At 72.6% G+C, this 25,128-nt stretch carries 23 protein-coding genes and 1 pseudogene; 10 read left to right on the forward strand and 14 right to left on the reverse strand.

All coding sequences use genetic code 11. From position 1 onward, the window contains the following. Positions 1-60 precede the first annotated feature (60 nt). Positions 61-987, forward strand: coding sequence for an RNA polymerase sigma-70 factor (locus tag HL189_RS12730; RefSeq protein WP_369134072.1), 927 nt, complete (start codon positions 61-63; stop codon positions 985-987). A 12-nt stretch (positions 988-999) separates the two neighbouring features. Here HL189_RS12730 and HL189_RS12735 read toward each other — a convergent pair whose 3' ends face one another. Together HL189_RS12735 and HL189_RS12740 are read right to left on the reverse strand one after the other, a co-directional pair. Beyond that, a complete protein-coding gene (locus HL189_RS12735) occupies positions 1,000-2,136 on the reverse strand; it encodes a glycosyltransferase (RefSeq protein ID WP_369134073.1) in 1,137 nt (378 codons plus the stop codon). Positions 2,137-2,246: 110 nt separating this feature from the next. Further along, entirely contained in the window at positions 2,247-3,095 is an 849-nt protein-coding gene (locus HL189_RS12740; protein ID WP_369134074.1) for an SDR family NAD(P)-dependent oxidoreductase, read from the reverse strand. 186 nt (positions 3,096-3,281) lie between these two features. On the opposite strand from HL189_RS12740, the gene HL189_RS12745 reads away from it, so the two are divergent. The 4 genes from HL189_RS12745 (at position 3,282) to HL189_RS12760 (ending at position 5,536) form a co-directional block, all read left to right on the forward strand. Further along, a complete protein-coding gene (locus tag HL189_RS12745) occupies positions 3,282-4,172 on the forward strand; it encodes an RNA polymerase sigma-70 factor (protein WP_369134075.1) in 891 nt (296 codons plus the stop codon). Between the two features lie 35 nt (positions 4,173-4,207). Further along, a complete protein-coding gene (locus tag HL189_RS12750) occupies positions 4,208-4,666 on the forward strand; it encodes a GNAT family N-acetyltransferase (protein WP_369134076.1) in 459 nt (152 codons plus the stop codon). Positions 4,667-4,777: 111 nt separating this feature from the next. Next, positions 4,778-5,011, forward strand: a complete 234-nt coding sequence (locus tag HL189_RS12755; protein ID WP_369134077.1) for a hypothetical protein — start codon at positions 4,778-4,780, stop codon at positions 5,009-5,011. A 246-nt stretch (positions 5,012-5,257) separates the two neighbouring features. Continuing rightward, positions 5,258-5,536: a hypothetical protein gene (locus HL189_RS12760; protein WP_369134078.1), complete on the forward strand. Its 279-nt coding sequence runs from the start codon at positions 5,258-5,260 to the stop codon at positions 5,534-5,536. Here the strand turns inward: HL189_RS12760 and HL189_RS12765 are convergent. The 10 genes and pseudogenes from HL189_RS12765 to HL189_RS12810 form a co-directional block, all read right to left on the reverse strand. Beyond that, complete coding sequence (locus tag HL189_RS12765) at positions 5,487-6,458, reverse strand: sulfite exporter TauE/SafE family protein (protein ID WP_369134079.1); 972 nt, start codon at positions 6,456-6,458, stop codon at positions 5,487-5,489. The two genes, HL189_RS12760 and HL189_RS12765, sit on opposite strands and share 50 nt — an antisense overlap. Positions 6,459-6,708: 250 nt before the next feature. After that, positions 6,709-7,026 carry a hypothetical protein gene (locus HL189_RS12770; protein ID WP_369134080.1) on the reverse strand — a complete coding sequence of 106 codons (318 nt, stop codon included), beginning with the start codon at positions 7,024-7,026 and terminating at the stop codon, positions 6,709-6,711. Between the two features lie 49 nt (positions 7,027-7,075). After that, positions 7,076-7,555: a universal stress protein gene (locus tag HL189_RS12775; protein WP_369134081.1), complete on the reverse strand. Its 480-nt coding sequence runs from the start codon at positions 7,553-7,555 to the stop codon at positions 7,076-7,078. A 1-nt stretch (position 7,556) separates the two neighbouring features. Continuing rightward, positions 7,557-8,981: an APC family permease gene (locus HL189_RS12780; protein WP_369134082.1), complete on the reverse strand. Its 1,425-nt coding sequence runs from the start codon at positions 8,979-8,981 to the stop codon at positions 7,557-7,559. A gap of 178 nt (positions 8,982-9,159) precedes the next feature. Continuing rightward, a complete protein-coding gene (locus HL189_RS12785) occupies positions 9,160-9,501 on the reverse strand; it encodes a dihydrofolate reductase family protein (RefSeq protein ID WP_369134083.1) in 342 nt (113 codons plus the stop codon). A gap of 172 nt (positions 9,502-9,673) precedes the next feature. Beyond that, positions 9,674-9,898, reverse strand: a pseudogene (locus HL189_RS12790) (hypothetical protein); the annotation flags it as partial. Positions 9,899-10,180: 282 nt separating this feature from the next. Beyond that, the gene (locus HL189_RS12795; protein ID WP_369134084.1) at positions 10,181-11,365 is read right to left on the reverse strand and encodes an NAD(P)/FAD-dependent oxidoreductase; all 1,185 of its coding nucleotides are present in this window, start codon (positions 11,363-11,365) and stop codon (positions 10,181-10,183) included. A 260-nt stretch (positions 11,366-11,625) separates the two neighbouring features. After that, positions 11,626-12,057, reverse strand: coding sequence for a hypothetical protein (locus HL189_RS12800; RefSeq protein WP_369134085.1), 432 nt, complete (start codon positions 12,055-12,057; stop codon positions 11,626-11,628). Then, positions 12,054-12,302, reverse strand: coding sequence for a hypothetical protein (locus HL189_RS12805; RefSeq protein WP_369134086.1), 249 nt, complete (start codon positions 12,300-12,302; stop codon positions 12,054-12,056). Before HL189_RS12805 ends, HL189_RS12800 begins: the two co-directional genes overlap by 4 nt. 318 nt (positions 12,303-12,620) lie before the next feature. Further along, positions 12,621-13,754 carry a serine hydrolase domain-containing protein gene (locus tag HL189_RS12810; protein WP_369134087.1) on the reverse strand — a complete coding sequence of 378 codons (1,134 nt, stop codon included), beginning with the start codon at positions 13,752-13,754 and terminating at the stop codon, positions 12,621-12,623. Between the two features lie 262 nt (positions 13,755-14,016). On the opposite strand from HL189_RS12810, the gene HL189_RS12815 reads away from it, so the two are divergent. The 3 genes from HL189_RS12815 (at position 14,017) to HL189_RS12825 (ending at position 15,894) form a co-directional block, all read left to right on the forward strand. Beyond that, positions 14,017-14,214: a hypothetical protein gene (locus tag HL189_RS12815; protein WP_369134088.1), complete on the forward strand. Its 198-nt coding sequence runs from the start codon at positions 14,017-14,019 to the stop codon at positions 14,212-14,214. Between the two features lie 135 nt (positions 14,215-14,349). Further along, the gene (locus tag HL189_RS12820) at positions 14,350-14,853 is read left to right on the forward strand and encodes a hypothetical protein (RefSeq protein WP_369134089.1); all 504 of its coding nucleotides are present in this window, start codon (positions 14,350-14,352) and stop codon (positions 14,851-14,853) included. Between the two features lie 198 nt (positions 14,854-15,051). Beyond that, a complete protein-coding gene (locus tag HL189_RS12825; RefSeq protein ID WP_369134090.1) occupies positions 15,052-15,894 on the forward strand; it encodes an alpha/beta fold hydrolase in 843 nt (280 codons plus the stop codon). Between the two features lie 723 nt (positions 15,895-16,617). Here the strand turns inward: HL189_RS12825 and HL189_RS12830 are convergent. Further along, the gene (locus HL189_RS12830) at positions 16,618-18,306 is read right to left on the reverse strand and encodes a cyclic nucleotide-binding domain-containing protein (RefSeq protein WP_369134091.1); all 1,689 of its coding nucleotides are present in this window, start codon (positions 18,304-18,306) and stop codon (positions 16,618-16,620) included. Positions 18,307-18,375: 69 nt separating this feature from the next. Between HL189_RS12830 and HL189_RS12835 the strand changes: the two genes are divergently transcribed. Beyond that, entirely contained in the window at positions 18,376-21,606 is a 3,231-nt protein-coding gene (locus HL189_RS12835; RefSeq protein ID WP_369134092.1) for an alpha/beta fold hydrolase, read from the forward strand. A gap of 12 nt (positions 21,607-21,618) precedes the next feature. Here HL189_RS12835 and HL189_RS12840 read toward each other — a convergent pair whose 3' ends face one another. Then, the gene (locus HL189_RS12840) at positions 21,619-22,446 is read right to left on the reverse strand and encodes a PaaI family thioesterase (RefSeq protein WP_369134093.1); all 828 of its coding nucleotides are present in this window, start codon (positions 22,444-22,446) and stop codon (positions 21,619-21,621) included. Between the two features lie 585 nt (positions 22,447-23,031). Here HL189_RS12840 and HL189_RS12845 point away from each other — a divergent pair. Next, positions 23,032-24,387, forward strand: a complete 1,356-nt coding sequence (locus tag HL189_RS12845) for a flavin monoamine oxidase family protein (protein WP_369134094.1) — start codon at positions 23,032-23,034, stop codon at positions 24,385-24,387. The last annotated feature ends 741 nt before the right edge of the window (positions 24,388-25,128 follow it).

Raw genomic sequence — 25,128 nt, forward strand, 5'->3', positions numbered from 1 at the left:
ACGGGACGGTGGGCAGCGGTGCACGTGGACGTGGCGTCAGGGCTTCGGGGAGGGGCTGGGATGACCCGGACCGAGCAGTTCCAGGAGTTGCGGCCACTGCTGTTCTCCATCGCGTACCGGATCCTCGGATCGGTGAGCGAGGCGGAGGACGCGGTCCAGGAGAGCTGGCTCCGCTACGCGAACAGCCCGACGCCGGTCCAGTCCCCGAAGGCGTTCCTGTCCGCCGTGGTCACCCGGATCTCGCTCGACGTCCTCAAGTCGGCTCGCGTGCGGCGGGAGGAGTACGGGCAGCCGTGGTTCCCCGAACCGCTGCTCACCGACCCCTACGAGGACCCGGAGAGGTCGGCGGAGCTGGCCGACTCGGTGTCGATGGCGGCGCTGCTGTTGATGGAGCGGCTCAGCCCGCTCGAGCGGGCGGTCTTCGTGCTGCGCGAGGTGTTCGGGTTCGACTACGCCGAGGTCGCCTCGGCAGTGGGACGCTCCGAGGCGGCGTGCAGGCAGCTGGTGGTACGCGCGCGCCGGCACATGGCAGGGGGGCGGCCACGGTTCGAGGCCGACAAGAAGGCGCACGAGCAACTGGCCGATCGGTTCTTCGACGCCTTCAAGCTGGGAGACGTCGATGCGCTGCAGGCCCTCCTCGCGGCCGACGTGGTGCTCGCGGGCGACGGCGGCGGGAAGGGCCCGCAGTTCGGCCTGGGCATCGTCGGCCGGAGGAACGTCGCCCGGACGTTCCTCGCCAGCATCCCGCCGTTCCTGCAGATCGGCGGCGTCGTGGAGCAGCGCGAGGTGAACGGTCAGCCCGGCGCCGTCTTCCGCGACCTGGACGGCAACGTCGTCGGCGTGATGGCGCTCGAGATCCTCGGCGGCCAGATCCAGGTGATCCGCGGTGTGTCCAACCCCGACAAGCTCGCGCACCTGGGCCCGCTCGGCGACCCCTGGGCACTCCGGCGCGCGGTGAACCGGGCCCGCCGTAACCCGGGGGACTGAGACGTGTCCCGCTCACCGCCGTTCGGCTGCCCCGCCGGCGAGCAGCAGCCTCGCGGCCGTTCTGGCCCCGTCGGTGCCGATCCCAGCGGCCACCGCGGTCGCTCGTGCGCGGGTCGCCGGGTCCAGCGCCGTCCTGAGCGCGGCGGACAGGGAGTGGACCGTCGGCGTCGGGCCGTCGTGAGCAGCACCGATGCCGAGGTCGGCCACCCGACCGGCCCAGTAGGTCTGGTCACCCCCCTGGGGCACCACGACCTGCGGCGCGCCGGCGCGGGCCGCCGTGGTCGTCGTGCCCGCGCCACCGTGGTGCACGACGGCGGCCACCCGGGTGAACAGCTCCTGCTGGTTGACCTCCCCGATGACGGAGCAGTCGTCCTGGTCGTCCGTCGGAGCCAGGCCCGCCCAGCCGCGACCGACGAGCACGCGGCGGCCCTGCGCGCGGATCGCCTCGACGACCGCCCGCGCGCCGTCCTCGTCGACGGTCCGCATGCTGCCGAACCCCACGTACACCGGCTGGTCGCCGGCGTCCAGGAACGCCAGCAGCTCGGCGGGGAGCGGGCGTTCGTCGGGCAGGAGCCACGCACCGGTCTGGATGACGCCGAAGCATCCCGGCCCACGCCAGGGGCCCAGGGTCGGGTCGGCCGCCAGCAACGGCCGGGCGGTGAACAGGAGGGTGCCCACGTCGCTCACCGGTGGCAGTCCGATCGAGGCCCGGTGGGCGTTGACCGGCTTCCCGAACAGCTCGTCGAAACCCAGGCCGTCCAGGCCGTCCAGCACGTCCGGGCAGAAGAGCACGCACCGGTAGGGGATGCCCAGCTCCTCGGCCACCGACGGCCCGACGAACTGCGACATGGCGGTCGCCACGACCACGTCGCACCCGGCAGCCGCCTCCGCCACCGTCCCGTACTGCGCGGCGATGAGGTCGGCCACGCGCTGCCGGCGCTGCTCGGCGGTCGGCGGCCGCTCCCAGGAGCGCCATGGCCTGTCGAACGGCACGAGCGGCACGCCGTGGCGGGTCACCAGCTCCGTGAGCTCCTCGTCCGGGGGTGCGCACACCCGCACGTCGGCGCCGAGTGACCGCACCTGCACCGCGAGGGCCACGAGCGGTTCGACGTCCCCCCGGGACCCGTAGGTCGACAGCAACACGCGCATCTCGCAGCTCCCGTCTCCGTTCGTGCTGGTGCCGGAGGACCCGGTCGGGCACGCCGCACTGCCGTGCCCCCTGAGCCGGGAGGTGGCCGGGGGCCACCTCCCGGCAGAGGTCACCGATCGTCCCGGTCGAGCCTGCCGTGCGCCGCGGCCGAGAGGTCCTGCCAGTCGGCCCAGGTCTTGAGCCGGTCGGCGTAGGTCTGCTGGAGCATCGGGTAGAAGCCCTGGCCGAAGAGCACCCGCAGTGGCGGGGCGTCGGAATCGACGATCGTGAGGAGCGCCTGAGCCGCGGCGGCCGGGTCGCCGGCGGGCTGCCTCCCCACCAGCCCGGCGAGCCGCTGGCGGAGACCGTCGTAGGCCGGGTCCGGCCCGGCCACGTGGCCGTTGGCGAGCGGATCGGGGTTCTTGCCGTTCCGGGTGGCGAAGCCGCCGGGCTCGACCACGGTCACCCTGATGCCGAAGTCGGCGACCTCCTCGGCGAGTGACTCGTTCAGCCCTTCCAGGGCCCACTTGGACGCGTGGTAGGCGCCGCCGAGTGGCATCGCCAGGAGCCCGGCGACCGAGGACAGCTGGATGATGTGCCCGGCGCCCTGGTCGCGCAGGGGCAGCGCGGCCTGGACGACCCACACCGCGCCGAACAGGTTGGTCTCCACCTGGTCGCGCAGTTGCTGTTCGGTCAGCTCCTCGATCGCGCCGACCTGGGCGTAGCCGGCGTTGTTCACGATGACGTCGAGGCGGCCGAAGTGTTCCGCGGCCCGCCGGACGCTCGCGAAGACGGCGGCCCTGTCGGTCACGTCCAACGCCAGCGGGAGCACCGCCTCGCCGTGGGTGGCGACCAGATCGTCGAGGCTCGCGGTGTCCCGGGCGGTCGCAGCCACCTGGTCGCCGCGGGACAGGGCGGCTTCGACGAAGTGGCGGCCGAGGCCGCGGGACGAACCGGTGACGAACCAGACCTTGCTCATGATGCCCTTCCGATCTCCCTGCGCGGGTTGTGCACTTGATCCGGACGCACACCAGGCGCCGGCGACCGGACGCCTGTGACCGGGGAGGGATGTGACGTGCGCCACCGGCCACGGGTGTCACACAGCGGTGCGGGCCGGCGTCTCGTGCGTGGAGCAGGAGTCGAGGCCGGGCAGGCGGGAGCAGCCATGGACGAGCGCAAGGACCCGACGACGGCGTTCGCCGCCCATCGCAACCTGCTGTTCACCGTCGCGTACGAGATGCTCGGATCGGCCGCCGACGCCGAGGACGTCCTGCAGGAGACGTGGCTGCGGTGGATGGCGGTCGACCTGGGGCAGGTGCGCGACGAGCGCGCCTACCTGGTCCGGATCACGACCCGGCGGTGCCTCGACCGGCTGCGCACCCTGCGGCGGCGCAAGGAGGTGTACGTCGGTCCGTGGCTCCCCGAGCCGCTGCTCACCGCGCCGGACGTGGCCGAGGACGTCGAGCTCGCCGAGAGCCTGTCGATGGCGCTGATGCTCGTCCTGGAGACCCTCCCGCCGACCGAGCGCGCCGTCTTCGTGCTGCGCGAGGCCTTCGACCTCGGCTACGACGAGATCGCGGCCGCCGTCGGCAAGAGCCCCGCAGCCGTCCGGCAGACCGCGCACCGGGCCCGCCAGCACGTCGCGGCCCGCCGCCCCCGCGAGGTGGTGTCCCCGGCCGAGGCCCGGGCGGCTGTGGAGTCGTTCCGGCGCGCGGTGGAGACCAGGGACCTGCAGGGCCTGCTCGACGTGCTCGCGCCCGAGGTCGTCCTCATCAGCGACGGCGGCGGCGTCAAGCAGGCCGCGCCACGGCCCATCACCGGCGCGGCGAAGGCGGCCCGGTTCATCGTCGGCGGCCTGGGCAAGGCCCGGGTCGCGCTCACCACCGAGCCCACCGTGGTCAACGGCAGTCCGGCACTCGTGCTCCGCGTGGACGGCGAGCTGGACGGCGTCCTGGCGCTCCAGGTCGAGGGCGCTCGGATCAGCGGTCTCTACTACGTGCGCAACCCCCAGAAGCTGACCCGCGTGGCCTCCGAGACCGCGCTCACCCTGCGATGAACGCCGGTGCGTCGCGAGTCCTGATCAGGTCCGCGGTGCCCTCCGACCTGCCCGCGGTCGTGCACGTGGTGGAGGCGGCCTACCTGCCCTGGGTCCCGGTCATCGGCACCCGGCCGGCTCCGTTGTCGGCGGACCATGCCGCCCTGATCGCCGAGGGCGTGGTGCACGTGGCCGGTCTCGACGGGACGCCCCCCGTGGGCGCCCTGGACGGCCTCGTCGTGCTCCGGCCGGAGACCGAGGCGCTGTGCATCGAGAACGTCGCGGTACACCCGCGGGTCCAGGGGCGGGGCCTCGGTCACCGGTTGCTGGCCTTCGCCGAGCACGAGGCGCACCGGCTCGGTCTGCCGGCGATGCGGCTGTACACCCACGAGCGGATGACGAGCAACCTGCGGCTGTACCTGGCGACGGGGTACGTCGAGAGCTGTCGCGAGGACCTCGGCGCCGGCCACCTCGTGCACCTGCGCAAACCGCTCCCCGGAACGGCACCCGCCTGAACCGCCGAGGCCGCCAGCCGGTCCGGCGCCACATGCCCGCCCGCCTCACCGGACGTGCGGTACGCGGTCTGGCTCCCGTGATCGGCGGGGTCCGACCGCTACGGTCGGAGCATGGGAGTCGAGGGCGCGCTCCGCACGCTCGTGACCGCGGTCCTCGTCCTGGCGGTCAACGTCGTCCTCGACATCGCCCTCGACCTGCCCGTGCTCGTCCGCTGGGCCGTCGTCCTGTCCGTGGTGCTCCTCGTCACCGTGTCGTTCGAGGCCGTCCGCCGGCGCGCCGACGCAGCGGGGCCCGCTCGGAACCGGACCCAGGGCAGTGCGCACGGTCGTCCCCCGACCCGCTGAGCCCAGCGACTCGACGGGCTCGCGGTCAGCCCCGCTGGGCGGCACTCGACCCGGACCACCAGCTCGTACTCGTCGATCGAGCAGGCCCGCGGTACCGCACCGATCCGGCTCCCGTGCAGATCCGTGGTGACCGGGAGCGACGTCCGGGGGCAGAATCGGCGCCCGCCCTGGGAGTGCGGACACGTCGTGTCCGTCGACCGGGTGCGGAGCACCGCACGTCCCCTCGTCCCGGCAGGACCGATGCCCGTGCCCCCACCTCCCTTCCAGCGTGAGATCCGCTCGGCCCGCTTCCCCCACGGGCTGCCCGACCGCTGCGACGACACCGTCGTCGAGGCGTTCGACGACGCCTGGCTGCTGCTGGAGCGGACGAGCAGCGGATACCGGGTCCTCGGCGTCGTCGAGGACTACGAGTCGGCGCGCGCGTGGCTGACCGCGGCCGAGTGGGAGACGGGGTCCTCGTCCACCGAAGCCGGTCTCAGCGGGGGACCGGTGGCTCCTGGAGGCCAGGGTCCGCCGGTCGCCTGAGCCGCCGCTGCCAGTTCCGCGGTCGTTCGCCGAGGCGGGTCCGGAACCACGCCCAGACGAGCGATCCGCCGACCAGCACCACACCGACGATCGTGAGCACCGGGCCGGTCGGCACCCCGAGCAGCTTGAGCCCCGAGGCGAGGAGGACGACCGCCAGCGCCCGGCGGACCAGCCCGCCCCGGGACCGGGACGACAGGCGCGCGCCCAGCCAGACGCCCGGGATCGCGCCCACCAGCACGCTCCCGGTCAGCCCGAGGGCGAAGTCCCCGAACAGGAGGTGGCCCAGGGAGGCGGACGCGACCAGGGGAACCGCCTGGACCAGATCGGTGCCCACCAGCTGGCCCGCCCGGAGGGACGGGTACAGCAACAGGAGGCCCACGATCATCAGGGATCCGGCGCCGACCGAGGTCATCCCCACGACGAGCCCGCCGCCGGCTCCGACGAGCGCGGTGGCGACCGGTCGCACCGGCACCGTCGTCATCGCCTGCTCGGGTCCGGGCGGCCGGCCCGTCCTCCGCTGACGCTGCCGAGCCAGCAGGTGCAGGTAGGCCTTGGCGACCATGCCGACCGACGCCACGACGAGGACGGCACCCATCACGACCAGCAGGACCTCGGTGAGCCGCGCGCCGGACCCGAGGGCGCGCAGGGCCAGCACGCCGCAGAATGCGCCGGGGATCGAGCCCACGCACAGCCAGCGCACCAGACCCATGTGCACGGTGCCGCGCCGCAGGTGCACCAGGCCGCCGATCGGCTTCATGAAGAGGCTGGCGACGACGTCACTGGACACCGCCGCCAGGGGAGGGACCCCGAAGAACATGATGAGGACGGGGGTCATGAGCGCTCCGCCGCCCATGCCGGTCAGCCCCACCACGACGCCCACCAGCAGGCCGGCGGTGGCGACCGCTGGATCGCAACAGTCCATCGGCACCTCCGGCGGCTCGGAGCGCCGTCTCGGGCGGGCGTCCTCCCGGGACGGTCACCCGTGCGGCGTCGGGGGAGCGACCCTAGGGCTCGTCGGGTGGGAGGAACAGGGCAAGCGGTCGGCGGCGTCCGGTGCCCAGGCCGTCGTCGCCTCTCGATCAGCACGCCGCAGGCCTGCGCCGACGGCCGCATCGCCCGCCCGGTCGGGGGCCGCGGGGCGCGAGATCCCTCCGCGCCCCGCGGCCGGTCCATCAGGTGGCCGGCACCCGGTCCAGGAAGCCGACCACGGTGTGCAGCCGGCCCCCCTCGTCGGCCGCCAGGACGTCGAACCCGACGACCGGTGCCTCGGCGTCGGCCGGGGTGCCCGCCGGAACGAGCTCCCAGGTGAACCGGGCGACATCGTGATGACCCTCGACCGGCCCGGCGAGCCGGAAGACGAACCGGGGAACTGGGCCTGCGCCGCCGCGATGTGGCCTCGATGGCCTCCCGACCCCGGGCGTCCCCGCCGACCGGCACACCGCGAGCGTGCTGCGCTCGGTCGCGCCGGAGTGACCCCGGGGACGATGCATGACCCGTGCGGGGACGCCGGACCGGGCCGGCTCCGGGCTCAGGCGGAGCTCACGCGTTCCCCCGCGCGGCCCTCCCCGACCGGGGTGCGGGGCGGACGACGAGGACCGGGCACGGCGCGTAGTGCTGGACCCGCTGCGCGGTGCTGCCGACGAGGATGGCGTCGCTGATCCCGCGCCCTCCGGCGGCCACCACGACCAGTCCCGCGTCGTACTCCTTCGCCAGCTTGATGATCTCCGCGGCGGGCGACCCGCTCCGGATCTGCTTGTCGATCCTGGGTCCCCAGTCGTCGAACACGGCCGCCACCGCGTCGACGGCACCCTGCGCCGCCTCCCGGAAGCTGCCGGCCCCCTCGCCGGGGCGGGGCGGCTCGGCCTCGGAGATCTCGTCGGCGAACGCGACCGAGGCCAGCGGCCGGATGACGGCCACCACCGAGATCGTGGTGATCTTCCCGGGATCCGCGAAGGACCTCAGGTGGCGGGCCGCGGCCAGCGACTGCGGTGACCCGTCCGTGGCGACGATGACGTGCATCTCAGGCGCCCTTCCTCGCGGCGGTCTCGGGCTCGCCGCGCCCGGGGCTCTTGGGGCGGTTCCGCGAGCCGGCGGCGTACTCGATCAGGAACAGCACCACGCCGACGGCGACGAGGCCGGCACACCAGAGGAGCGATGAGGGGTCGTCGTAGATGGAGAACCCGAGGATGGCCAGGTTGCCGACCAGCCCGACGATCAGCAGGGGGGTGTTGGCCCGGAAGGTGCGTTCGTCCTCGTCCCGGCCGCGCAGCTTGAGGCAGGCGACGATCACGAGGGCGTAGATGAGCAGGAGGAAGACCACGGTCACCAGGGCGAGCCGGTTGACCAGGTCGAGGCCCCCGCCCGCCTCGAGCAGGACGCTGCCGGTGATCAGCAGGGCGGCGACCACCGCTGCGCTGAAGAGGAGCCCGACCCAGGGGCTGCGGCGGGTGGCGTGGATCTTGGCGAAGACGGCTGGGACGACGTTCTCCTTCGCCATCCCGTAGAGGATCCGCGGCTGGGTGACGACCGTGACCAGCGTGGTGTTGGTGATCGCGATCAGCGCGATGATGGAGAAGAGCGTGGTCATGATGTCGGTCGAGAAGGGCAGGATGCCCTGCTTGACGACCTCGAGCAGGGCTGCGTCGGAGCCCGCGAGCTGGTCGACGGGCACGGTGAGGGCGGCGGCAACGGAGACGAGCACGTAGACCACGCCTGCGACGACCATGCCGCCGACCAGGGACCTCGGGAAGGAGCGGTGCGGGTCGATCGTCTCCTCCGCGACGTTGGCCGTGTTCTCGAAGCCGGTCATCGCGAAGAAGGAGAAGGCGATGCCGGCGAGCACCGCGAGCGCCGGGTTGCCGGAGACGCTGATGTCGGTGAGGACGCCGAAGTCGGCGTTGCCCTGGGCGATGTACCAGATGCCGATGACCATCACGACGAGCAGGCCGGCGACCTCGACGAAGGTCATCAGCATGTTCATCACCACGGACTCGGTGATGCCGATGAAGTTGACGACCACCAGGGCGAGGAGGAAGACGAGCGACACCAGCAGTGCCGGGGGGCCCTCCCAGAGCGTGGCGAAGTAGGAGGCGAACCCGGTCGCCAGCGAACCCGTCGCCGCGAAGCTGGCCGCCAGGAACGACACCGTGGTCAGGAACGTCAGCGCCGTGTTGCCGAAGGCCTTGTTGACGTACAGCGCGGCACCGGCCGCCTGGGGGTACTTGGTCACCAGCTCGGCGTAGGCGGCCCCGGTGATGGCCGCGACGGTGACGCCGATGGCGAAGGCGATCCAGAAGGCTCCGCCGACGGCGGCGGCGACCAGGCCGATGAGGACGTAGATCCCCGAGCCGAGGACGTCACCGAGCGTGTAGAAGAACAGCTGCCGACCGGTGATGGACCGCCTGAGGCCGGTGTCCTCGACCGTGCTGGTGCCTGTCTCGGCCATGCGCTTCCCGCTTCGGCGTCGAGTCCGAGCTTCTGACGCTGCTCACGGAAACGTCATCCGGGCACGGTGTCAATTTCAACCCGACCATGGCGGCATCGGCTGCGGGGCCTGCTCAACCCTGCTGCGGCCCGGGGACGTGCCCGCGCCTTCCGGCGCAACGGAGCCTCGAGCGGCTCGGTCACGTCGGGTGGTGGACCACCCGGTAGCGCAGGTGGGTCGCCTGCCGGCCTTCGAGGACGCGCACCAGCTCCAGCTCCACCCGGTCGGGGAGCAGGTCGGACAGGCGCCGTCCGCGACCGAGCAGCACGGGTACGAGGTGCAGTTCCATCTCGTCCAGCTCTCCGGCCCGCAGGAGGGCCTGAGCCGCCCCGGCGCCGTGCACCATCACCGGTCGCCCCGGGGAAGCAGCCCGGGCCTGCGCGGCGCAGGTCGCGACGTCGGTGACGAAGCGCGCGTTGCCGGGCGGTGCTTCCTCGGATCGGCTTCTTCTTCGACCCGCCGCCGAACAACCCTCCGGCACCGCGGAGCGCCTTGGCCTGGCGGCGGAACAGCCAGACCCAGAACCCGATCAGCAGCAGGATCGGCGCGAAGGAGATCAGCAGGTTCCAGAACGTGCCGCGCTCCTCGACCACCGGGGTGGCGCTGACCGTGGCGCCGGACGCCTCCGACTGGGCCAGCAGGTCGTCCTCGGCGAGGGGCGGCCGCTCGGTGGTGAAGAGCTCGTACTCGCCGTCGTCCTCCCCGGGGACGTCGGCCGGCTCGCGCAGCGTGCCCTGGATGGTGCCGCCCCGGGAGAAGATCTCCTCGACGTTGTCCGCCTCCACCTGGTCGGTGAGCTCGGTGTAGGCGACGGTGACGGCGCCGCCGTCGTCCTGCCAGGTCAGCATGCCGAACAGCAGCCAGTAGACGAAGAGCATCAGCAGGACCGTGGGCAGCCACCGGTACCAGGGCCGCTTGCCGTCGCCGTCGTCCTGGCGGGCCGGCAGGAGGCGGGCCGGGACGGTCGACGTGCGGATGGCCGGCCGGCGGTGCGAGACGGCCCTCGCCGAGGTGGCGGCGCGTGCATCACCCGTCACGAGCTGCTCGGTCGTGAACCGGCCGGAGTGCACGAGGTCGTGCGCTGCCACAGCTCCCCGCTGGTGGAGGACCGAGGAGGCTCGGAGCCCTTGCCGACGCGCGTTGTGCGGTGCCTCCCCCGGTCACACTCGCCCGCGGAGGATGCGGCGCCAGTAGACCTGCGGAAGGGCGTAGCGGTCGATCCACCACGTGGCCCGTCGGGGCTTGATCGGGTCGATGAGCGGCACGGACGGGGCCGGCCGGCGCTCGCGGGTGAACTCCGCCAACATCAGCGATCGACGGCCCACTGTGATGGGCACCACCGTGTACCCGTCATACCGCTGCAGCGGTGCACCGCGCCGCTCGGCCGCCAGGTTGTGGGCGAGGATCGCGACCTGACGCCGCAGCGCCCCGCCGGAGGGGCGCGTCGCCAGGGCGGCAGCATCACCAAGTCCCCAGATCGACGGGTGCGTACGGTGCCGCAGGGTGTTCGGGTCGACGTCGGCCAAGCCTGGCGCCGGGTCGGTCGCGAGGCCGCTGTCGGCGATCCAGCGCGGCGCCCGGTAATGGGGGACGGCGTGCGCGACATCGACGTCGTCGAGCACCCGCCGGCCGCTGGGTGTCGCAACCGTGACGGCGTGGGCATTAGGGTCTACGCGCTCGATCCGGGCTTCCCTCAGCACCTCGACGCCGTAGGTCGCAAGCGCCCGGTCGACGACCTCGTCCGCCGCCGGGAGGCCCACTGCAGACCGTTCGGGGAGGACGAGCCGGACCTCGAGATGGTTCAGGACACCGTTCCTCCGCCAGTGGTCGCAGGCCATGAAGAGCGGCTTGAGCGCGGTCGGACCGCAGGACGCCGGCTCCGGCGGCACCGTGAAGAGCGCGGAGCCGGCGCGCAGCGACGCCAGGCTGGGCCAGACCTGCGCCGTGCTGCCCGGGACGTAGGTGGAAGTGGCCCACCCGTCGTGGTAGGCCGCCTGCAGCCCTGGAGTGGCCTCCCAGTCCTCCACCAGGCCGGGGCACAGGACGAGCGTCGAGTACAGCAGGGTGCGCCCGGCACGGGTGCGCACGGTGCTGGCGACCGGATCGACCTCCTCGACGGCGTCGCGGATCCACGCGCACCCGCCGGGGATGACGTCGGCCATCGGCCGTTCGAGGTCCGCCATCGTCGCCTGCCCGCCGCCGACGTAGTTGAGCAGGGGCTTGTAGCGGTGCACCGGCTGGGGAGCCACGACGGTGACGCCCGGTGTTCCGTCGCGGACCAGCCGTGCCGCCAGGGAGATGCCGGCGTTGCCGCCGCCGACGACGAGCACACCGTGTCGCTCCACATTTCCTCCAGGCATGGGTCCACCGTGAGATCACCGGCGTCCTCGGGGGACTCGATGGTCCCGTCGATCGATCGGGAGCACGAGTCGCGAAGCGTCCCGTACGTGGTGTGGTCGACCCTGGTGCTCCGCTGCCTGCCGTCGCTGTTCGCCCACCGACTCGCGGAGGAGCGGTCGTCGTCATCGCAGTGAGGGCGGACGCCGGCCGGTGACGGGCCTGTCAGGCGCGGCCGGTTCGATGACCGGTCGCGCTCGTCAGCGGGTCAGCGGCGTCGGCGGGCGAGGACGGTCGCCAGCACCACTGCGGCGGCGCCCGCGGTGAGCAGTCGGCGGCCGCGGCCGACGGCGATCACCACCACGGCCGCGCGGGGCCGTACCCGCCGGGTGCCCAGCAGCAGCGCCCCGGCCGGCGAGTCGATGCCGGCACCGGCGACGGCCACCGGACGCGTGGGGGACTCCAGGTGCGCGGTGATCCCGTGGGCAGCGAGGGCCTCGGCAAGCCCGCCAAGATCACGGCGGCCGGGTGCCATCCCGCTCCGTGTGGTCGCCGCCTCCCGGACCCGGGCTACGAAGGCGCCGACGTCCTCGGCGACGACCCGCACGTCCGCGCCATCGGCGTGCACCTGCACGCCCGCCCCGTCCACCTCCAGCGACAGCTCACCGGACAGGTGCACCGGGCCGCGCGGGTCCGTCATCCCCGGCTGGCGTTCTCGGCGGTCGTGATGCGCAGGGTGCCGTTGAGCCGCCAGACGGCGCGCGGGGCATCCGGACCGGTCTCGCGGGGCACCTCGACGACCATGTCGACGAACTCGTAGTTGATGGCGGCGCCCTTGCCGGTCAGGTAGGCCCACATCTCCTTGCCGAGGTCGGCGAAGCTGGTCGTCTCGTGGCTCTTGATGTCCCGGGAGCCGGTTGCGGCGTCGGTGCTGGTCATGCTCATGGCTTCGATCTCCTCGCGTGTCGGGACGGCCGTCGGCGTTCCGGACGACTTCAGTTGTGCGCTACCCGATCGCGCGTCTGCTGAACCCGTGAGCGGTCGGTGCAGTGCGCCGTCGTCCGGCGAGTCGGCAACGCGGTCGCGATGTACGGAGTCACCGCGTACGTCGGCGACGTCGCCGTCGCGAGCGTCGCCCGTTCCGTGGTCCGGTCGTCGACGGAGATGGTGTCCGAGGGGGGACCCGCTGCGTACGCACACGACTCCTGCTCGGCTCCCGAACGTGCCGGGCCGTCGCGTCGACGTGGTCGATGGGCCGACCGTTCAGCGGGCCGGCGGATGCAGTGCTTGGAACTCCTCGATCATGGTCAGCATCTGCGGACCCAACTCGACCTGGGTGAGGAGTATGCCGATCGTCCCGTCCGGATCGACGAAGAAGTCGGTGCCCTGGCCGCCCGACCAGCCGTAGCGGCCGCGCCGTGATCCGTCGGTCTGCACGCCCACGCCGAAACCCCAGCCCATCCCCTCCCAGAAGCCGGGGAAGAAGCTCTCCGGCGTCTTGTTCTCGCCGGGCACCTGATCGCTGGTCATCTGCCGGTGGTGGTCCGCCGAGATGAACGGCTGCCCGTCGACCCGGCCACCGGCCGCGAGCAATCCGGCGAAGCGCTGGAAGTCGCGCGCGGTGGAGACGAGCTCGCCGTGGCTGACGTCGAAGGGAGCCGGTCCTGCGTGGAAGCCACCACCGGCAGGCTCGGTCTCGACCAGACCCTCAGCACCGTGGCGGTAGGCCGCGGGCAACCGGTCGAGCTTCCCTTCGGGCACCCACAGGGCGGTGTCGGTCAACCCGAGCGGTTCGAAGAGGTCCTCGGCCAGGAACTTCCCGAGCGGTCGCCCGGTCAGTCGGGCGAGGAGGATGCCGAGCAGGCCGAACGAGTGGTGGTATCGCCAGCCTTCTCCAGGCTGGAAGGCGAGTGGGAGTTCGGTCAGGCGGGCAAGCCACTCCTCCGCCCCCAGGCTCAACGGCTCCGGACCGGCTTCGGTGCCGTTGTCGGCCATCGCCCGCTGCAGAGGCGAGTCGCCGAGTGCCATCCCGTAGCCAGAGGCGTTCGTCAACAGATGGCGCAGGGTGATGGAGCGGTGGGCGGGGACGGTCTCGTCGAGCGCCGCTGCGGGGCTGGAGAGCACGCGGCGGTCCGCAAGCTCGGGCAGCCACTCCTCGAGCCCCTGGTCGAGCCCGAGTCGGCCCGCCTCCACCAGGCGCAGCGCAGCGACCGCCGTGATCGGCTTGGTCATCGACTGGATCCGCATGATCGCGTCCCCCCGCATGGGACCGGCCCCCACAGCGGCAACGCCGGCGGTGACCGCTGCCTCATCGCCGGACCCGAGCATCGCGACCGCGCCCGGTACGGTGCCGCCCTCGACATGACGTCGCAGCAGTTCCAGGACCGCGGTTCTCACCCCGACGACCCTGCCACGGGCGGATCCCGGAGCCCAGAGGGAGCTCTCGCGCGGAGCCGCTTCTGGAGCGGTCAACGGGGAGGCGCCGCGGAGAGGTTCCCGGAGCACCTCGGCCAGCCGACCTGTCCCGGGTCAGCAGGAGGGAGGCAGAGCTCAGGCACGGCGGAGGACCGCTTCCGGATCTCCGATGCGGTCGGCCGGCTGCTGCCCGGGAATCCCGGGAACATGCATCCGCGCCCACCCACGGAGACGAAGACAGGCCATGAGCTTGATCACCGCAGACGGCGCCCCGGATGTCCTCCTCGTGGAGTTCGAGTTGGCCCGCTTCGACCTGGGGGCAGCCACCGCGGCGCTGCGCCACAAGGACACGCCTGCCGCGCGCGAGGAGGTCGCCAACTGCCGGGCGCGGATCGACAGGATCCTCGACTCGTGGAACGCCGGCGTCCGAGTCCCTCTGTGACTCGGCCGTCATCCCCTCCGACTCGGACGGCTTTGCCCAGGCCTGTGCGAGCGGTCGGCACCCATGGCGGTCGCCGGACTCGCGTCCGGGTGTCTCCCATCTGACGCCGTCCCCGGTCGTGCAGCAGCCCCCGACGTGTTCGACTTCGGGTACGACGAGGTCGCGGAAGCCGTCGACAAGAGCCCGGCCACGGTCCGCCAGATCGCCCACCGGGCGCGGGCACATGTCGCCTCGCGCCGGCCGCGGGACGTCGCTTCTCCGGCCGAGACCCGAAGTGCGCTCGAGGCGTTTCAACGGGCGGTCGAGGCAGGCGACCCGCAGAGCCTGCTCGACATCCTCGCGCCGAGCGTCGTCGCCCTGAGCGACGGCGGCGGAATCAGACAGGCCGTGCGGGGGCCCATCGTGGGAGCCGACAGGGTGGCTCGCCTGCTGGCCGCCCGCTGGAACATCGTCGGCGCCGAGACGTCGGTCGAGCCGGTGCAGGTCGATGGCTCCCCGGCCTTGATCGTGCGGCGGGGCGGGGAGCTCGACAGCATCGTGGCGATGCGGGTCGAGGACGGCCTCGTCAGCGGGCTCTACTTCGTACGCGATCCCGAGAAGCTGTCGCACATCGAGCGGGAGACCGCTTCGACCCGTTGACCCGGGGGCTACACCGTCGCCGACGCGACCCCGGCCGCCGCACCGGCGAGAGGCCGTGGAGGTTGACCCCGGTGTCCGAGGGGCCGACACGGTACATGCGCACACGGCTCTGGCTGAATGGGGCGCCGGGCCGCCATGGCCCCGCCGGGAGGGGAGTGCTGTCGTGATCCTTGATCGATGGTATGGGCGGCCGCCGGGATGACTTCGCTGGACCAACTGCTCCACTGGCGAGGTCGGTCGGTGGCGTGGGGGACGGCGGGTTCAGGGCCAGCGGTCGTGTTCTGCCATGGCACGCCGTGGTCCTCCGCCCTGTGGAGACCCTTCGCCGATGCTCTGAGCCGCGACTTCACGGTCTACCTCTGGGACATGCCCGGCTACGGACTGTCCTCGAAGGAGCCGGAACATGCCGTGGACCTGGGCATCCAGGGCGAGTTGCTCGCCGATCTGCTGACCACGTGGGGCCTCGACGCGCCACACGTGGTGGCACACGACGTCGGTGGTGCCGTTGCGCTGCGAGCCCACCTCATGCACGGGAGTTCCGTCGCATCGCTGTTCCTGGTGGACGTCGTCGCGCTGAGCCCTTGGGGGTCGCCGTTCTTCAACCTGGTCAAGGACCATGCCGACGTCTTCGCTCGACTACCGGAAGCCGTTCATGCGGGAGCGCTGCGGGCCTACATCGGCGGCGCAAGCCACCTGGGGCTGACCGAGGCGCAACTCGACGAACTGACGGCCCCGTGGCTGACCGAGCGGGGCCGCCCGGCCTTCTATCGCCAGATCGCCCAGGCCGACGAACGCTTCACTGACGACTTCGCGGGTCGGCTGCGGAGCATCCGGGCTCCGGTCCGCATCGTCTGGGGAGAGGACGACACGTGGATCCCTGTCGACCGAGCCCGGTCGCTGCGCGATGCGATCCCGGGCTCCACGGTGCGCCTCGTCAGCGCGGCCGGTCACCTCGTGCACCTCGACGCCCCGGTCGTCCTGGCGGACGCGTTGCGCGCCTGGCTCAACCAGCAAGCATCCGGAACGGGCACGCACCGCTAGGAAGCGCCGCCGGGTGGACGGTCTGGAAATCTCGCCAGGGCACCGGGCCCGCCTCGCTGAAGGACTGGTCGGTCGGCTGACGTCCGTCGACTGCGGCACCCCGGGCCGTACCAGCGCTCCATCACGTCCCATCTCGTGGGCGGGGTGGGAGCAGACGCGGACCACGTGGTCGGGCACCGACGTGGCGCCAAGGCTTCATGGAAGCTGGCTTGACGGCGGAGGGGGATGTCGTGAGCCGCACCGAGGAGTTCGAGGAGCTGCGGACCCTGCTCTTCATGCTGCCGCCGAGCAGGACGCGGGGATCCACCGAGAACCCCGCTGTGCAGCCGATGGCGGAGCAGGTGATCTAGGCAGCCTTCAGCAGCAGATCCGGCAGCATCGCGGCCACGACCGGATAGCCGACCACCACTCGGTGCCGCCTGCGGGGCTGGTGGTGCGGTACCAGAACCGCCGGATTGGGCTCCGTACATCCAGGCGCGCGCCGCTCCCTAACGACGAGCCCTACCTAGACCTCGGCGCGGACTGGCTCGCCCGCCGCAACGACGAGGCCCACGCCCGCCGGCTGATCGCCCAACTCGAACGGCTCGGACACCGTCGTCCTCTACCAACCGGCCGCCTGCTCGACTGCACAAGATCTGGAGGACGGGCTCCGCCCGCCCGCGCTGACGACGCGCGGTGACGTCCCCGCTGTGGTGTAACCCAGGTTCCCGTTCGCGTGAGTGATCACGGAGAGGGGTTCAGATGGGCGGGCGCAGCCCGTGTGAGGCGCGCGTTCGCGACGTCAGACATCACGCCGCGGACGCCGCTGTGCTGCATCGCCTCGAGGAAAGGCTCTCGGTCCAGCGCCCACAGCATGCACGGAGTCAGGGTTCGGACGGTCGCAGTCCGCCGGATCGAGCGGAGCAGCGCGATCTCACCGAAGCTGTCCCCGGCCGCGAGCTCAGCCGCGGGCTGGCCGTCCACGCACACCCCGAGCCGGCCAGAGTCGATCAGCCAGTACGTCGAGGCTTCCTTGCCCTGCAGCACCACTGTTGCTCCGGACGGCAGGTTCACCCGGCGCAGCTGCAGGGCCAGTCGCTCGACGTCCGGGGATGGCAGAAGGGCGAACGCCGGCAGGCTGCGCAGGAGCGCTACCTGCTCGCGGGGAGCGGCCAGCGTCCGGTCGAGCCGGCGCAGTGAGGGCAGGCCGGCGAGTCCCACCAGGAGCAGCGGGAGGCCGAGGGCGGGGAGAGCGGCCGCGGGGCCCACGGCCGCGCTCAGCAGGGCGGCGACCGTAGCTCCGGCGGACAACCCGAGGACGACCACGACCTCGAGCGCGACGAACGCGCGCGTGAGGTGCGCCGCAGGCGCCGCCCGCTGCAGCAACGTCACGGTGGTCATGTCGAACATCGCGTTCCCCACGCCGACGACGGCCAGCAGGACCAGTGCGGCGGTGGGCGCGGTGACGCCCGCCAGTACCAGCAGCGGAACGGCCCACAGCACGAGCGCTCCGGCCGTGGCGACCCCGAGCCGGCTCGACCCCGCCATCGCGAACAGGAGAGCAGACCCCATCACGCCGCCGAGGCCGAACGCGGCGGTGAGAGCGCCGACACCGTCCGGGCCCCAGCCATAGACCTCGTCCGACAGGCCCGGGTAGAGCACGGTGAGGCCGCCCGACACGACCGTCTGGGCCAAGAGGAGCCCGAGGACCAGCCGGACGGCGGGTTGCCGGGTCAGCGCAGCACGCGGCCTGGCGGCGGGGACGGCGCCGGACCCGTCCACGCGCGCGGGGGCCTGGCGCGGACGGTGGCCGCGGGCGAGCACGAGCGTCAGCGCGCCGGCGACGGAGCAGCCCGCCGCCAGCGCGAAGGCCAGCGGCGCCCCAGCTGCCGCGAGCCCAAGGCCGGCCAGAGCAGGGCCAGCGAACACCCCGAGCGCCTCGATGCCGCCGGTCAGCACGTTCCCCGCAGCCAGTTGCCGCGGCCCGGACGCCAGCTCAGGGAGCACGGCCGACTGGGCAGCCCGGAAGACCATCACGACCGACGTGAGGACGAGCCCGAGCGCGACGAGGAGGACAAGCGAACGGGTCGCGGCGGCGCTGCACCCCGACGCGACGGCGGCGGCCGTGGCGCTCACCGCCAGGACACGCAGCCGCGGCCAGGACGCGGTGACCGCGGCGAGCGCCGGGCCGACGAGAGCAGACGGGAGCGTGCGCACCACGACCACCAAGGCCACGGCCGGCCCGCCGCCGAGTCGGAACGCGGCGACCGTCAGGGCGACCGCGGCCGTCCAGGACGCGAGGTTGACGGCGGCCCACGAGAGCTGGACCGCGCGGAGTCCCCGGTCAGACCCCGTCTCCCGGAGGGCGACCACCGGGGCGGCCAGGGCCTGCCGGACGCGGGCCAGGAACTGGGGGGTCCCGTCCACAGCCACGCCCGTCTCCCGCCGTCCGGAGCTCGCCATGTGCTTGCCGTGCCGTGCACCAGCATCTAGGAAGGGCGGATGGACGTGGGAACCTGGCTCGCGCGTCTGGGCCTGTCGCGCTACGAGGAGGCGTTCCGGGGCAACGACGTCGACGACGCGGTCCTGTCGAGCCTCACCGCACAGGACCTCACCGACCTCGGCGTCACGACGGTGGGCCACCGGCGGAAGCTTCTGGACGCGATCACCGCGCTACGCGAGGGCGACGCCGTCCTCGACGGCCAGGCATCGCCGGGGGGCGGTCCCTCACCCATCCACGTGCCCGACCCGGAGCCGGAGCCGCGGGCGACGTCGCCCAGGCCCCGCTCGCCCGAGGCCGAGCGGCGGCAGCTGACGGTCCTGTTCTGCGACCTGGTGGGGTCCACCGCGCTGTCCACGACCCTGGACCCCGAGGACTACCGCGAGGTGATCAGCGGCTACCACCGCCGGGCCGCGGCCGTGGTCGCAGCCTTCGAGGGACACGTCGCCCAGTACCTGGGGGACGGGGTGCTGGCGTACTTCGGCTATCCGCACGCCCACGAGAACGAGGCCGAACGTGCCGTCCTGGCCGCTCTCGAGATCGTCCAGACGGTGCAGACCCTCCGCCCGCAGGTCGAGCCGGGCCTGCAGGTGCGCGTGGGTATCGACACCGGCCTGGCAGTCGTGGGGGACCTGCTCGCCGAGGGCACGCGCGAGGGGGAGGCTGCGGTCGGCGAGACGCCCAATCTCGCGGCGCGCCTCCAGGGTCTGGCCGCTCCCGGGACCGTGGTGGTGGGCGACCGCACGCGGCAGATGCTCGGCGGACTGTTCGAGTTCGCCGACCTGGGCACGCACCAGCTCAAGGGGTTCGCCAACGGCGTGCGCGCCTGGCAGGTGCTGAGGGCGAGGCGTGCCGAGGGGCACTTCGAGGCGCTGCACGCCGGCCAGCTGCCGCCACTGCTCGGACGCGAGCACGAGCTGGGGCTCCTGCTCGACCGCTGGGAGCAGGCGCGGGAGGGCGAGGGGCAGGTGGTTCTGCTCTCCGCCGAGCCGGGCATCGGCAAGTCCAGGATGGTCCGGGCTCTGCGGGAGCGGCTTGCGGAGGAGACCTATACCCCCCTGACCCACCACTGCCTGCCGTACTACACCAACACGGCGCTGTACCCCGTGGCGAGCATGCTCCGGCGGACGTCGGGCCTGGCGGCCGGGGACAGCCCGGTCGAGCAGCTGGAGAAGCTGGAGCGGCTGGTCAGCCGGTCGCACCGCGACGAGGTCGACGTCGTACCGCTGCTCGCGGCGCTGTTGGCCATCCCGCCGGCGGGTCGCTATCCGCCGCTGGATCTGCCCCCGCAGCGGCAGAAGCAGCGCACGATCGAGGTGCTCCACGATCAGCTCGTCGGCTTGGCCGAGGGCCGGCCGGTCCTCTCCGTCTACGAGGACGTGCACTGGGCCGACCCGTCGACCCTGGAGCTGCTCGAGTCGATGGTGGCCTACGTGCAGCAGCTGCCCGTGCTGCTCGTCCTGACCTTCCGGCCCGAGTTCCGGCCCACCTGGGGCGGGTATCCACACGTAACGGCGCTGACCCTGAGCCGTCTGCCCCAGCGCCGCGCGGCGTCCATGATCGAGCAGCTCACGGCCGCCAAGCCGCTGCCGCCGGAACTCGTCCAGCAGATCATCGACAGGGCCGACGGCGTGCCGCTGTTCATCGAGGAGCTGACGAAGGTGGTCCTCGAGTCCGGTCTGATCCGGGACTCCGGGGACCGGTTCGAGCTTGCCGGCCCGCTGTCCACGCTGGCGATCCCCGCCACCCTGCACGACTCCCTGATGGCCCGGTTGGACCGGCTGGCCCCCGTCAAGGAGGTGGCGCAGATCGGCGCGGCCATCGGGCGGGAGTTCGGCTATCCGCTCCTTCGGGCGATCGCCGGCCGCCCGGAGGAGGAGCTGGGGCGGGCCCTGGACCAGCTCGTCGCGGCGGAGCTGGTATTCCGCCGCGGGGTCCCGCCTCTGGCGACCTACAGCTTCAAGCACGCGCTCGTGCAGGAGGCCGCGTACGAGTCGCTGCTCCGGAGCCGGCGCCGGGAGCTGCACGCGACGATCGCGCGGACCCTGTCCTCCGGGGAGATGAGCGGCCCGGAGTCGTCGCCCGAGGTCGTGGCGGAGCACTTCACCCGCGCCGGACTGGGCGAGGAGGCGGCCCGCCACTGGCTGGAGGCCGGGCGGCGGGCGAAGGCGGCGTACGCGAACCGGGAGGCCGCGTCCCATCTGGAGAGGTGCCTCGACGTCTTCGAGTCCACCGGACAGCGGCGCGGCGACCGGCGGCGGGCCGAGACAGAGGCCGACGCGCTGACCCTGCTCGGTGACCTCGCGGGGCTGGCGGGGGACCTGCGAGGGGCCAACCGGCGGTACGACGAGGCGCTGAGCCGGGCCACGGACCCCGACCACCGGACCCTTCTGGAGAACAAGATGCACCACCAGGACTTCGTCGTCCGGGACGGGGTGCGCATCGCGTTCTACCGGCACGGCGGCCAAGGTCCCGTGCTCGTGCTCGTCAACCCGCTGGTCTACGGCCTGGCGTTGTTCCAGCCCGTGCTGGAGCGGCTCTGCCAGGAATACCGCATCATCACGATCGACAGCCGCGGAACCGGCGCCTCCGACCCGCTCCGGCCGCCGTTCCCGCTCCGCGAGCATGCCGCGGACGTGGCCCGCGTGATTGAAGCGGTGGGCGGCCCGGTCGTCGGCGTCGGGCTCTCCCGCGGGAGCAACCTGCTGATCCGCCTGGCCGTGGAACGTCCGGAGATGCTCAGCGCGCTCGTCACGGTCGACTGTCCCCTGGTGGAGGGCGGCTTCGACGGTCTGGAGCCCTTCTCCGGCTACTGGGTGGAGTGCCCGGAGGCGCGCGAACGGGGTGACACGGAGGCGCTGCTGCGCATTCTCAGCACCTACATGTACACCGAGCCGGGGGCCGGGGAGCTGCAGCGGTCACTGGTCGAGCGCGGCCTGCGGCTGCCGCGCGAGACCGTGCTGAGCTTCTACGACCCGGACCCCGACGTGGACGTGTCGGATCTGCTCGGGCGGGTCCGTGTGCCCACGCTGATCACGCACGGCCGCGAGGACCGAATCATCCCACTGGCCGGCGCCGAGTACCTCAGCCGCGAGATCCCGGGAGCTCGGCTGCACGTCTTCGAGGGTAAGGGGCACCTGCCGATCTTCACGGCGACCGACGAGTTCTGCGCGGTCCTCCGCAAGTTCCTCGGCGCCTCGCTCGGGGCCGCGGCGACCGCCGCCCGGGCGTAGCGCCCGCGCCCGTCAGCGGCGGATGAGCTGGGTGGTCCCCGTGACCACCGCCACCCGTCGGTCGCCGTGCCGTACCTCGCTGGTCCCGATCGCCAGACGGCGACCGCGGTGCAGCACGGTGCCCGTCGCGACCAGGTCCTGGTCGTCGGGAAGCACGGGGTGCAGCAGGTTGACCTTCACGTCCAGCGCCGCGAAGGCCGTACCGGCGTCGGCCGTGGTCTGGACCGCCGCGGAGGCGGCCGACAGACCGAGCAGGGCGATAGCACCCCCGAAGATCGCGCCGAACTCCTGGCAAAGCCAGCCGCTCGCGGGCATCGCGAAAACGACCCGGCCGTCCGACGCCTCCAGCAGGCAAGTTCCTGTGAGGCGGTCGATCGGCGGTGGTGGCCGCTGACCGTGCAGCCGGGCGGACAGCAACTCAAGTCCCGACATGTCGCCCGGGACCTCCGCGGGCGGCTCGGGGAGAGGGCGCTCCCACGGGTCAGGGGTCTTCCACTGCGGCTCGACGTGCGGCACCCCGAGAAAGGGCGATACCTCCGCCGCAGGGGGGAAGATGAGGCAGCGGGCCGTGCCGAAGGCCACGAGCCGGTCGCCCTCACCGGTGATGCGCACCTCGGACAGGCCGGTGTCCCCTGCCGTCGCCACGATCCGCCCGGCGGCGATGAGGTCACCGGGGCCGCCGGGGGGATCGCCCAGAAACGTCAGCGACAGTTCGGCCGTCGTGCACGAGGTACGCGGCGGGAGGGTGGACTGGACGGCCGCGAACAGGGGTGCCCCCGCCAGCAAAGTCAGCACCCCCGGGTGCACGCGTCCCTTTGGCCCGAGCAGCCACGGGCTCACCGGGAGGCGGTAGGTCGCGGCCCCGATGTCGACGGCGGTCAGCCGGCGGCCGGTGAGTCTGGCCAGCGGAGGCTGTGGCGACCGGCCTTCGACCCACGTCTGCAGAGCCTGCCTCCCCGGCAGGCTGGCCAGACCCGGCTCCCCGCTCCCGCCGCGCACGGGCTCGTCGATCACCGCGGCACCGCGGTGGGTCGGGGTGGTCGTGGTCCCGGTCGGCGGATCTGCTGGTGCGGCGTTCGTCGCCATGAGCGCTCCTCGAGTGGTGCCTCCGGCTGCTCAGGTCACACTAGCCAGCGCCGGCGGGTGTGTCGTGGTTCCCCGGCCCGGCCTGGTCCGGCCGGCTGGACCCGCGCGTTCCCGCACGTCAGCGGGCCGCTCGAGAGGACTCATCGACGGGCCAGCCTGGCTAGGGTGCCCCTCATGGCGAGCCAATCGTCCTCCGCGGTCCCGGCGCTCTCCACGTCGCCGCCCGGGCCGTCCGCGGGCGGCTTCCGCGACGTCCCGGCGCCCGTCGGCGCCCCTCCGCCCGACGACCTGTTGCGAGTGCCCCGGGGGGGCCTCGGACCGAGCGGGGGGCCCAAGCGCGTGATCGTCGTGGGGGCGGGGATGGCGGGCCTGGTCGCCAGCTTCGAGCTGCGCCGCCACGGCCACGACGTGGTCCTCCTCGAGGCCCAGGACCGGGTAGGGGGACGCGTCCTCACCCTGCGCTCCTTCGCGCCCGGGCTCTACGCCGAGGCGGGGGCGATGCGGCTGCCGCGCGTCCACGAGCTGGCGCTCGCCTACTGCCGGCTGCTGGGCCTGCAGCTCCGTCCGTTCGTCATGGACAACCCCCGGGCGCTCGTCTACGTGGCCGGGCGTCGGCACGTCGCCGGCGACGTCGACCGCGACCCGGCGCTGCTGGGCTTCGACCTGGCCGAGCACGAGCGCGGGCGCACTTACCAGCAGATGTGGGACGAGGCCACCCGCGAGTTCCGCGAGGCGTACGCCCGCGACGGCGAGGCGGGCTTCGCGGCTCTCACGGCCCGCTACGGCGACCTGTCCATCCGCGAGTTCCTCAAGCAGCGCGGCTTCTCCGAGGGCGCCATCGAGCTGTACGGCGTGATGAGCTTCCGCGAGACCAACATGAACGCCTCGGTCGCCGAGCAGCTGCGGGAGGTCGTGGGCCGGGCGTTCCTCGACATGCACGAGGTGGTCGGGGGGATGGACCGGCTGCCCTTGGGCTTCTACCACTCGGTCGCGGATTCGGTGCGCTTCGGGGCGCAGGTGCACGCTGTGACGCAGGACAGCGACACGGTGACCGCCCATTACCGCACCCGGTCGGGGAGCTTCTCCGTGTCAGGTGACCACCTCCTCTGCACGATCCCGTTGGGTGTGCTCCGCCACCTGGACTTCCGGCCCGCCTTGTCGCGCGCCAAGTACCGGGCCATCCGAGAGCTGCAGTACAACGCCTCGACCAAGATCCTGCTGCAGGTGCGTTCGCGCTTCTGGGAGCGCACCGACGGGATCCTCGGCGGTACCACCACGACGGACCTGCCGATCCGGCGCTTGGTCTATCCCTCGCACAGTGACCCCGAAGAGCGTCGCGGGGTGCTGCTCGCGAGCTACACGTGGGGTCAGGACGCCATACGCTGGGCCGCCCTCCCCGAGGAGGACCGGATCACCCTCGCCCTCAAAGACGTCGCCAAGATTCATCCGCAGGTCCTCGAGGAGTACGAGGGCGGCGCCTCGCACGCTTGGCACAGCGACCCGTGGGCCGGGGGCGCCTTCGCCTTGTTCGCGCCGGGCCAGGAGGCTGCCCTCCACTCCGACGCGCTGCGGCCCGAGGGCCGCGTGTACTTCGCCGGCGAGCACTGCTCGCTCTGGCACGCGTGGATCCAAGGGGCGCTGGAGTCGGGCATCCGGGCGGCGCAGCAGATCCACCGGGTGCCCGTGGCGGCCTGACCCATCGTCCTCGGCGCTTGAGTTGGCGGCTACCTGATCAAGGCGCTCGCGCGTCATCCCCGTCGTACCAGACGACCCGCGTCTTCTCCGGCAGCCCGCCTGGCCAGTAGGTGACTAGGGGGCAGCCCGACTCCACCAGTGTTGCGGTTTTCGTTGCGCTTTAGCCGGGTCGTACGGCGGCTGTGCGGAGTGCCGGTGGGCGCAGCCAACTGGCCTCCGTCGACGGCGTCCCACTGCTCGTCGGAAAGGTCCTGACGCATGGGCAGCAAGTTAGTGCTCGCCCGGTCCGACCGTCCTTGAATGGCCCCCTACGAACCAGGGACGGGTCGGCGCGTAGGCGGCGGGGCAACCGCTTCGTTCCGAGCCAGAGGATCACAGCCACGCCGGATCCCGCCACGGCGCCGGCGACTAGGACCTGCACGTTGGTGGACCAGTCCGTGTACGCGACGACGAGCAGTGCTGCGACAACGGCCCAGCCGATCCCCAGCGCTGCGGTGATAGCCGCCCAGGTAGTCCGCTCGTTCACATCGCGAGGATGGCTCCTACGCCAACCCCGAGGCGAATGGGGGCGACGAGGGTCCCCCGAGCGAGCGAGTGCCCGCCGCGCGGGCAGGTCGCCCTATTGCCGCCCCCTGTCCGTAAGCGGCCCACCTAGGGGCAGTCCGCCGCGATGACGCCAGGCCATCGGAGCGCTGCAAGGCCCTGAGTCCGTCGTCGCTGCGGCCGGTCGGGGCGGCGCCG

The organism is Modestobacter sp. I12A-02662 (genome assembly GCF_041028325.1).
Taxonomy (GTDB): Bacteria; Actinomycetota; Actinomycetes; order Mycobacteriales; family Geodermatophilaceae; genus Modestobacter.

Bases quoted from the DNA above. Each gene is read 5' to 3' on its own strand.
- HL189_RS12730 (WP_369134072.1), top strand. From the start codon at position 61: ATGACCCGGACCGAGCAGTTCCAGGAGTTGCGGCCACTGCTGTTCTCC.
- HL189_RS12735 (WP_369134073.1), bottom strand. From the start codon at position 2,136: ATGCGCGTGTTGCTGTCGACCTACGGGTCCCGGGGGGACGTCGAACCG.
- HL189_RS12740 (WP_369134074.1), bottom strand. From the start codon at position 3,095: ATGAGCAAGGTCTGGTTCGTCACCGGTTCGTCCCGCGGCCTCGGCCGC.
- HL189_RS12745 (WP_369134075.1), top strand. From the start codon at position 3,282: ATGGACGAGCGCAAGGACCCGACGACGGCGTTCGCCGCCCATCGCAAC.
- HL189_RS12755 (WP_369134077.1), top strand. From the start codon at position 4,778: ATGGGAGTCGAGGGCGCGCTCCGCACGCTCGTGACCGCGGTCCTCGTC.
- HL189_RS12765 (WP_369134079.1), bottom strand. From the start codon at position 6,458: ATGGACTGTTGCGATCCAGCGGTCGCCACCGCCGGCCTGCTGGTGGGC.
- HL189_RS12770 (WP_369134080.1), bottom strand. From the start codon at position 7,026: ATGCATCGTCCCCGGGGTCACTCCGGCGCGACCGAGCGCAGCACGCTC.
- HL189_RS12775 (WP_369134081.1), bottom strand. From the start codon at position 7,555: ATGCACGTCATCGTCGCCACGGACGGGTCACCGCAGTCGCTGGCCGCG.
- HL189_RS12780 (WP_369134082.1), bottom strand. From the start codon at position 8,981: ATGGCCGAGACAGGCACCAGCACGGTCGAGGACACCGGCCTCAGGCGG.
- HL189_RS12800 (WP_369134085.1), bottom strand. From the start codon at position 12,057: ATGACGGACCCGCGCGGCCCGGTGCACCTGTCCGGTGAGCTGTCGCTG.
- HL189_RS12805 (WP_369134086.1), bottom strand. From the start codon at position 12,302: ATGAGCATGACCAGCACCGACGCCGCAACCGGCTCCCGGGACATCAAG.
- HL189_RS12815 (WP_369134088.1), top strand. From the start codon at position 14,017: ATGAGCTTGATCACCGCAGACGGCGCCCCGGATGTCCTCCTCGTGGAG.
- HL189_RS12825 (WP_369134090.1), top strand. From the start codon at position 15,052: ATGACTTCGCTGGACCAACTGCTCCACTGGCGAGGTCGGTCGGTGGCG.
- HL189_RS12835 (WP_369134092.1), top strand. From the start codon at position 18,376: ATGGACGTGGGAACCTGGCTCGCGCGTCTGGGCCTGTCGCGCTACGAG.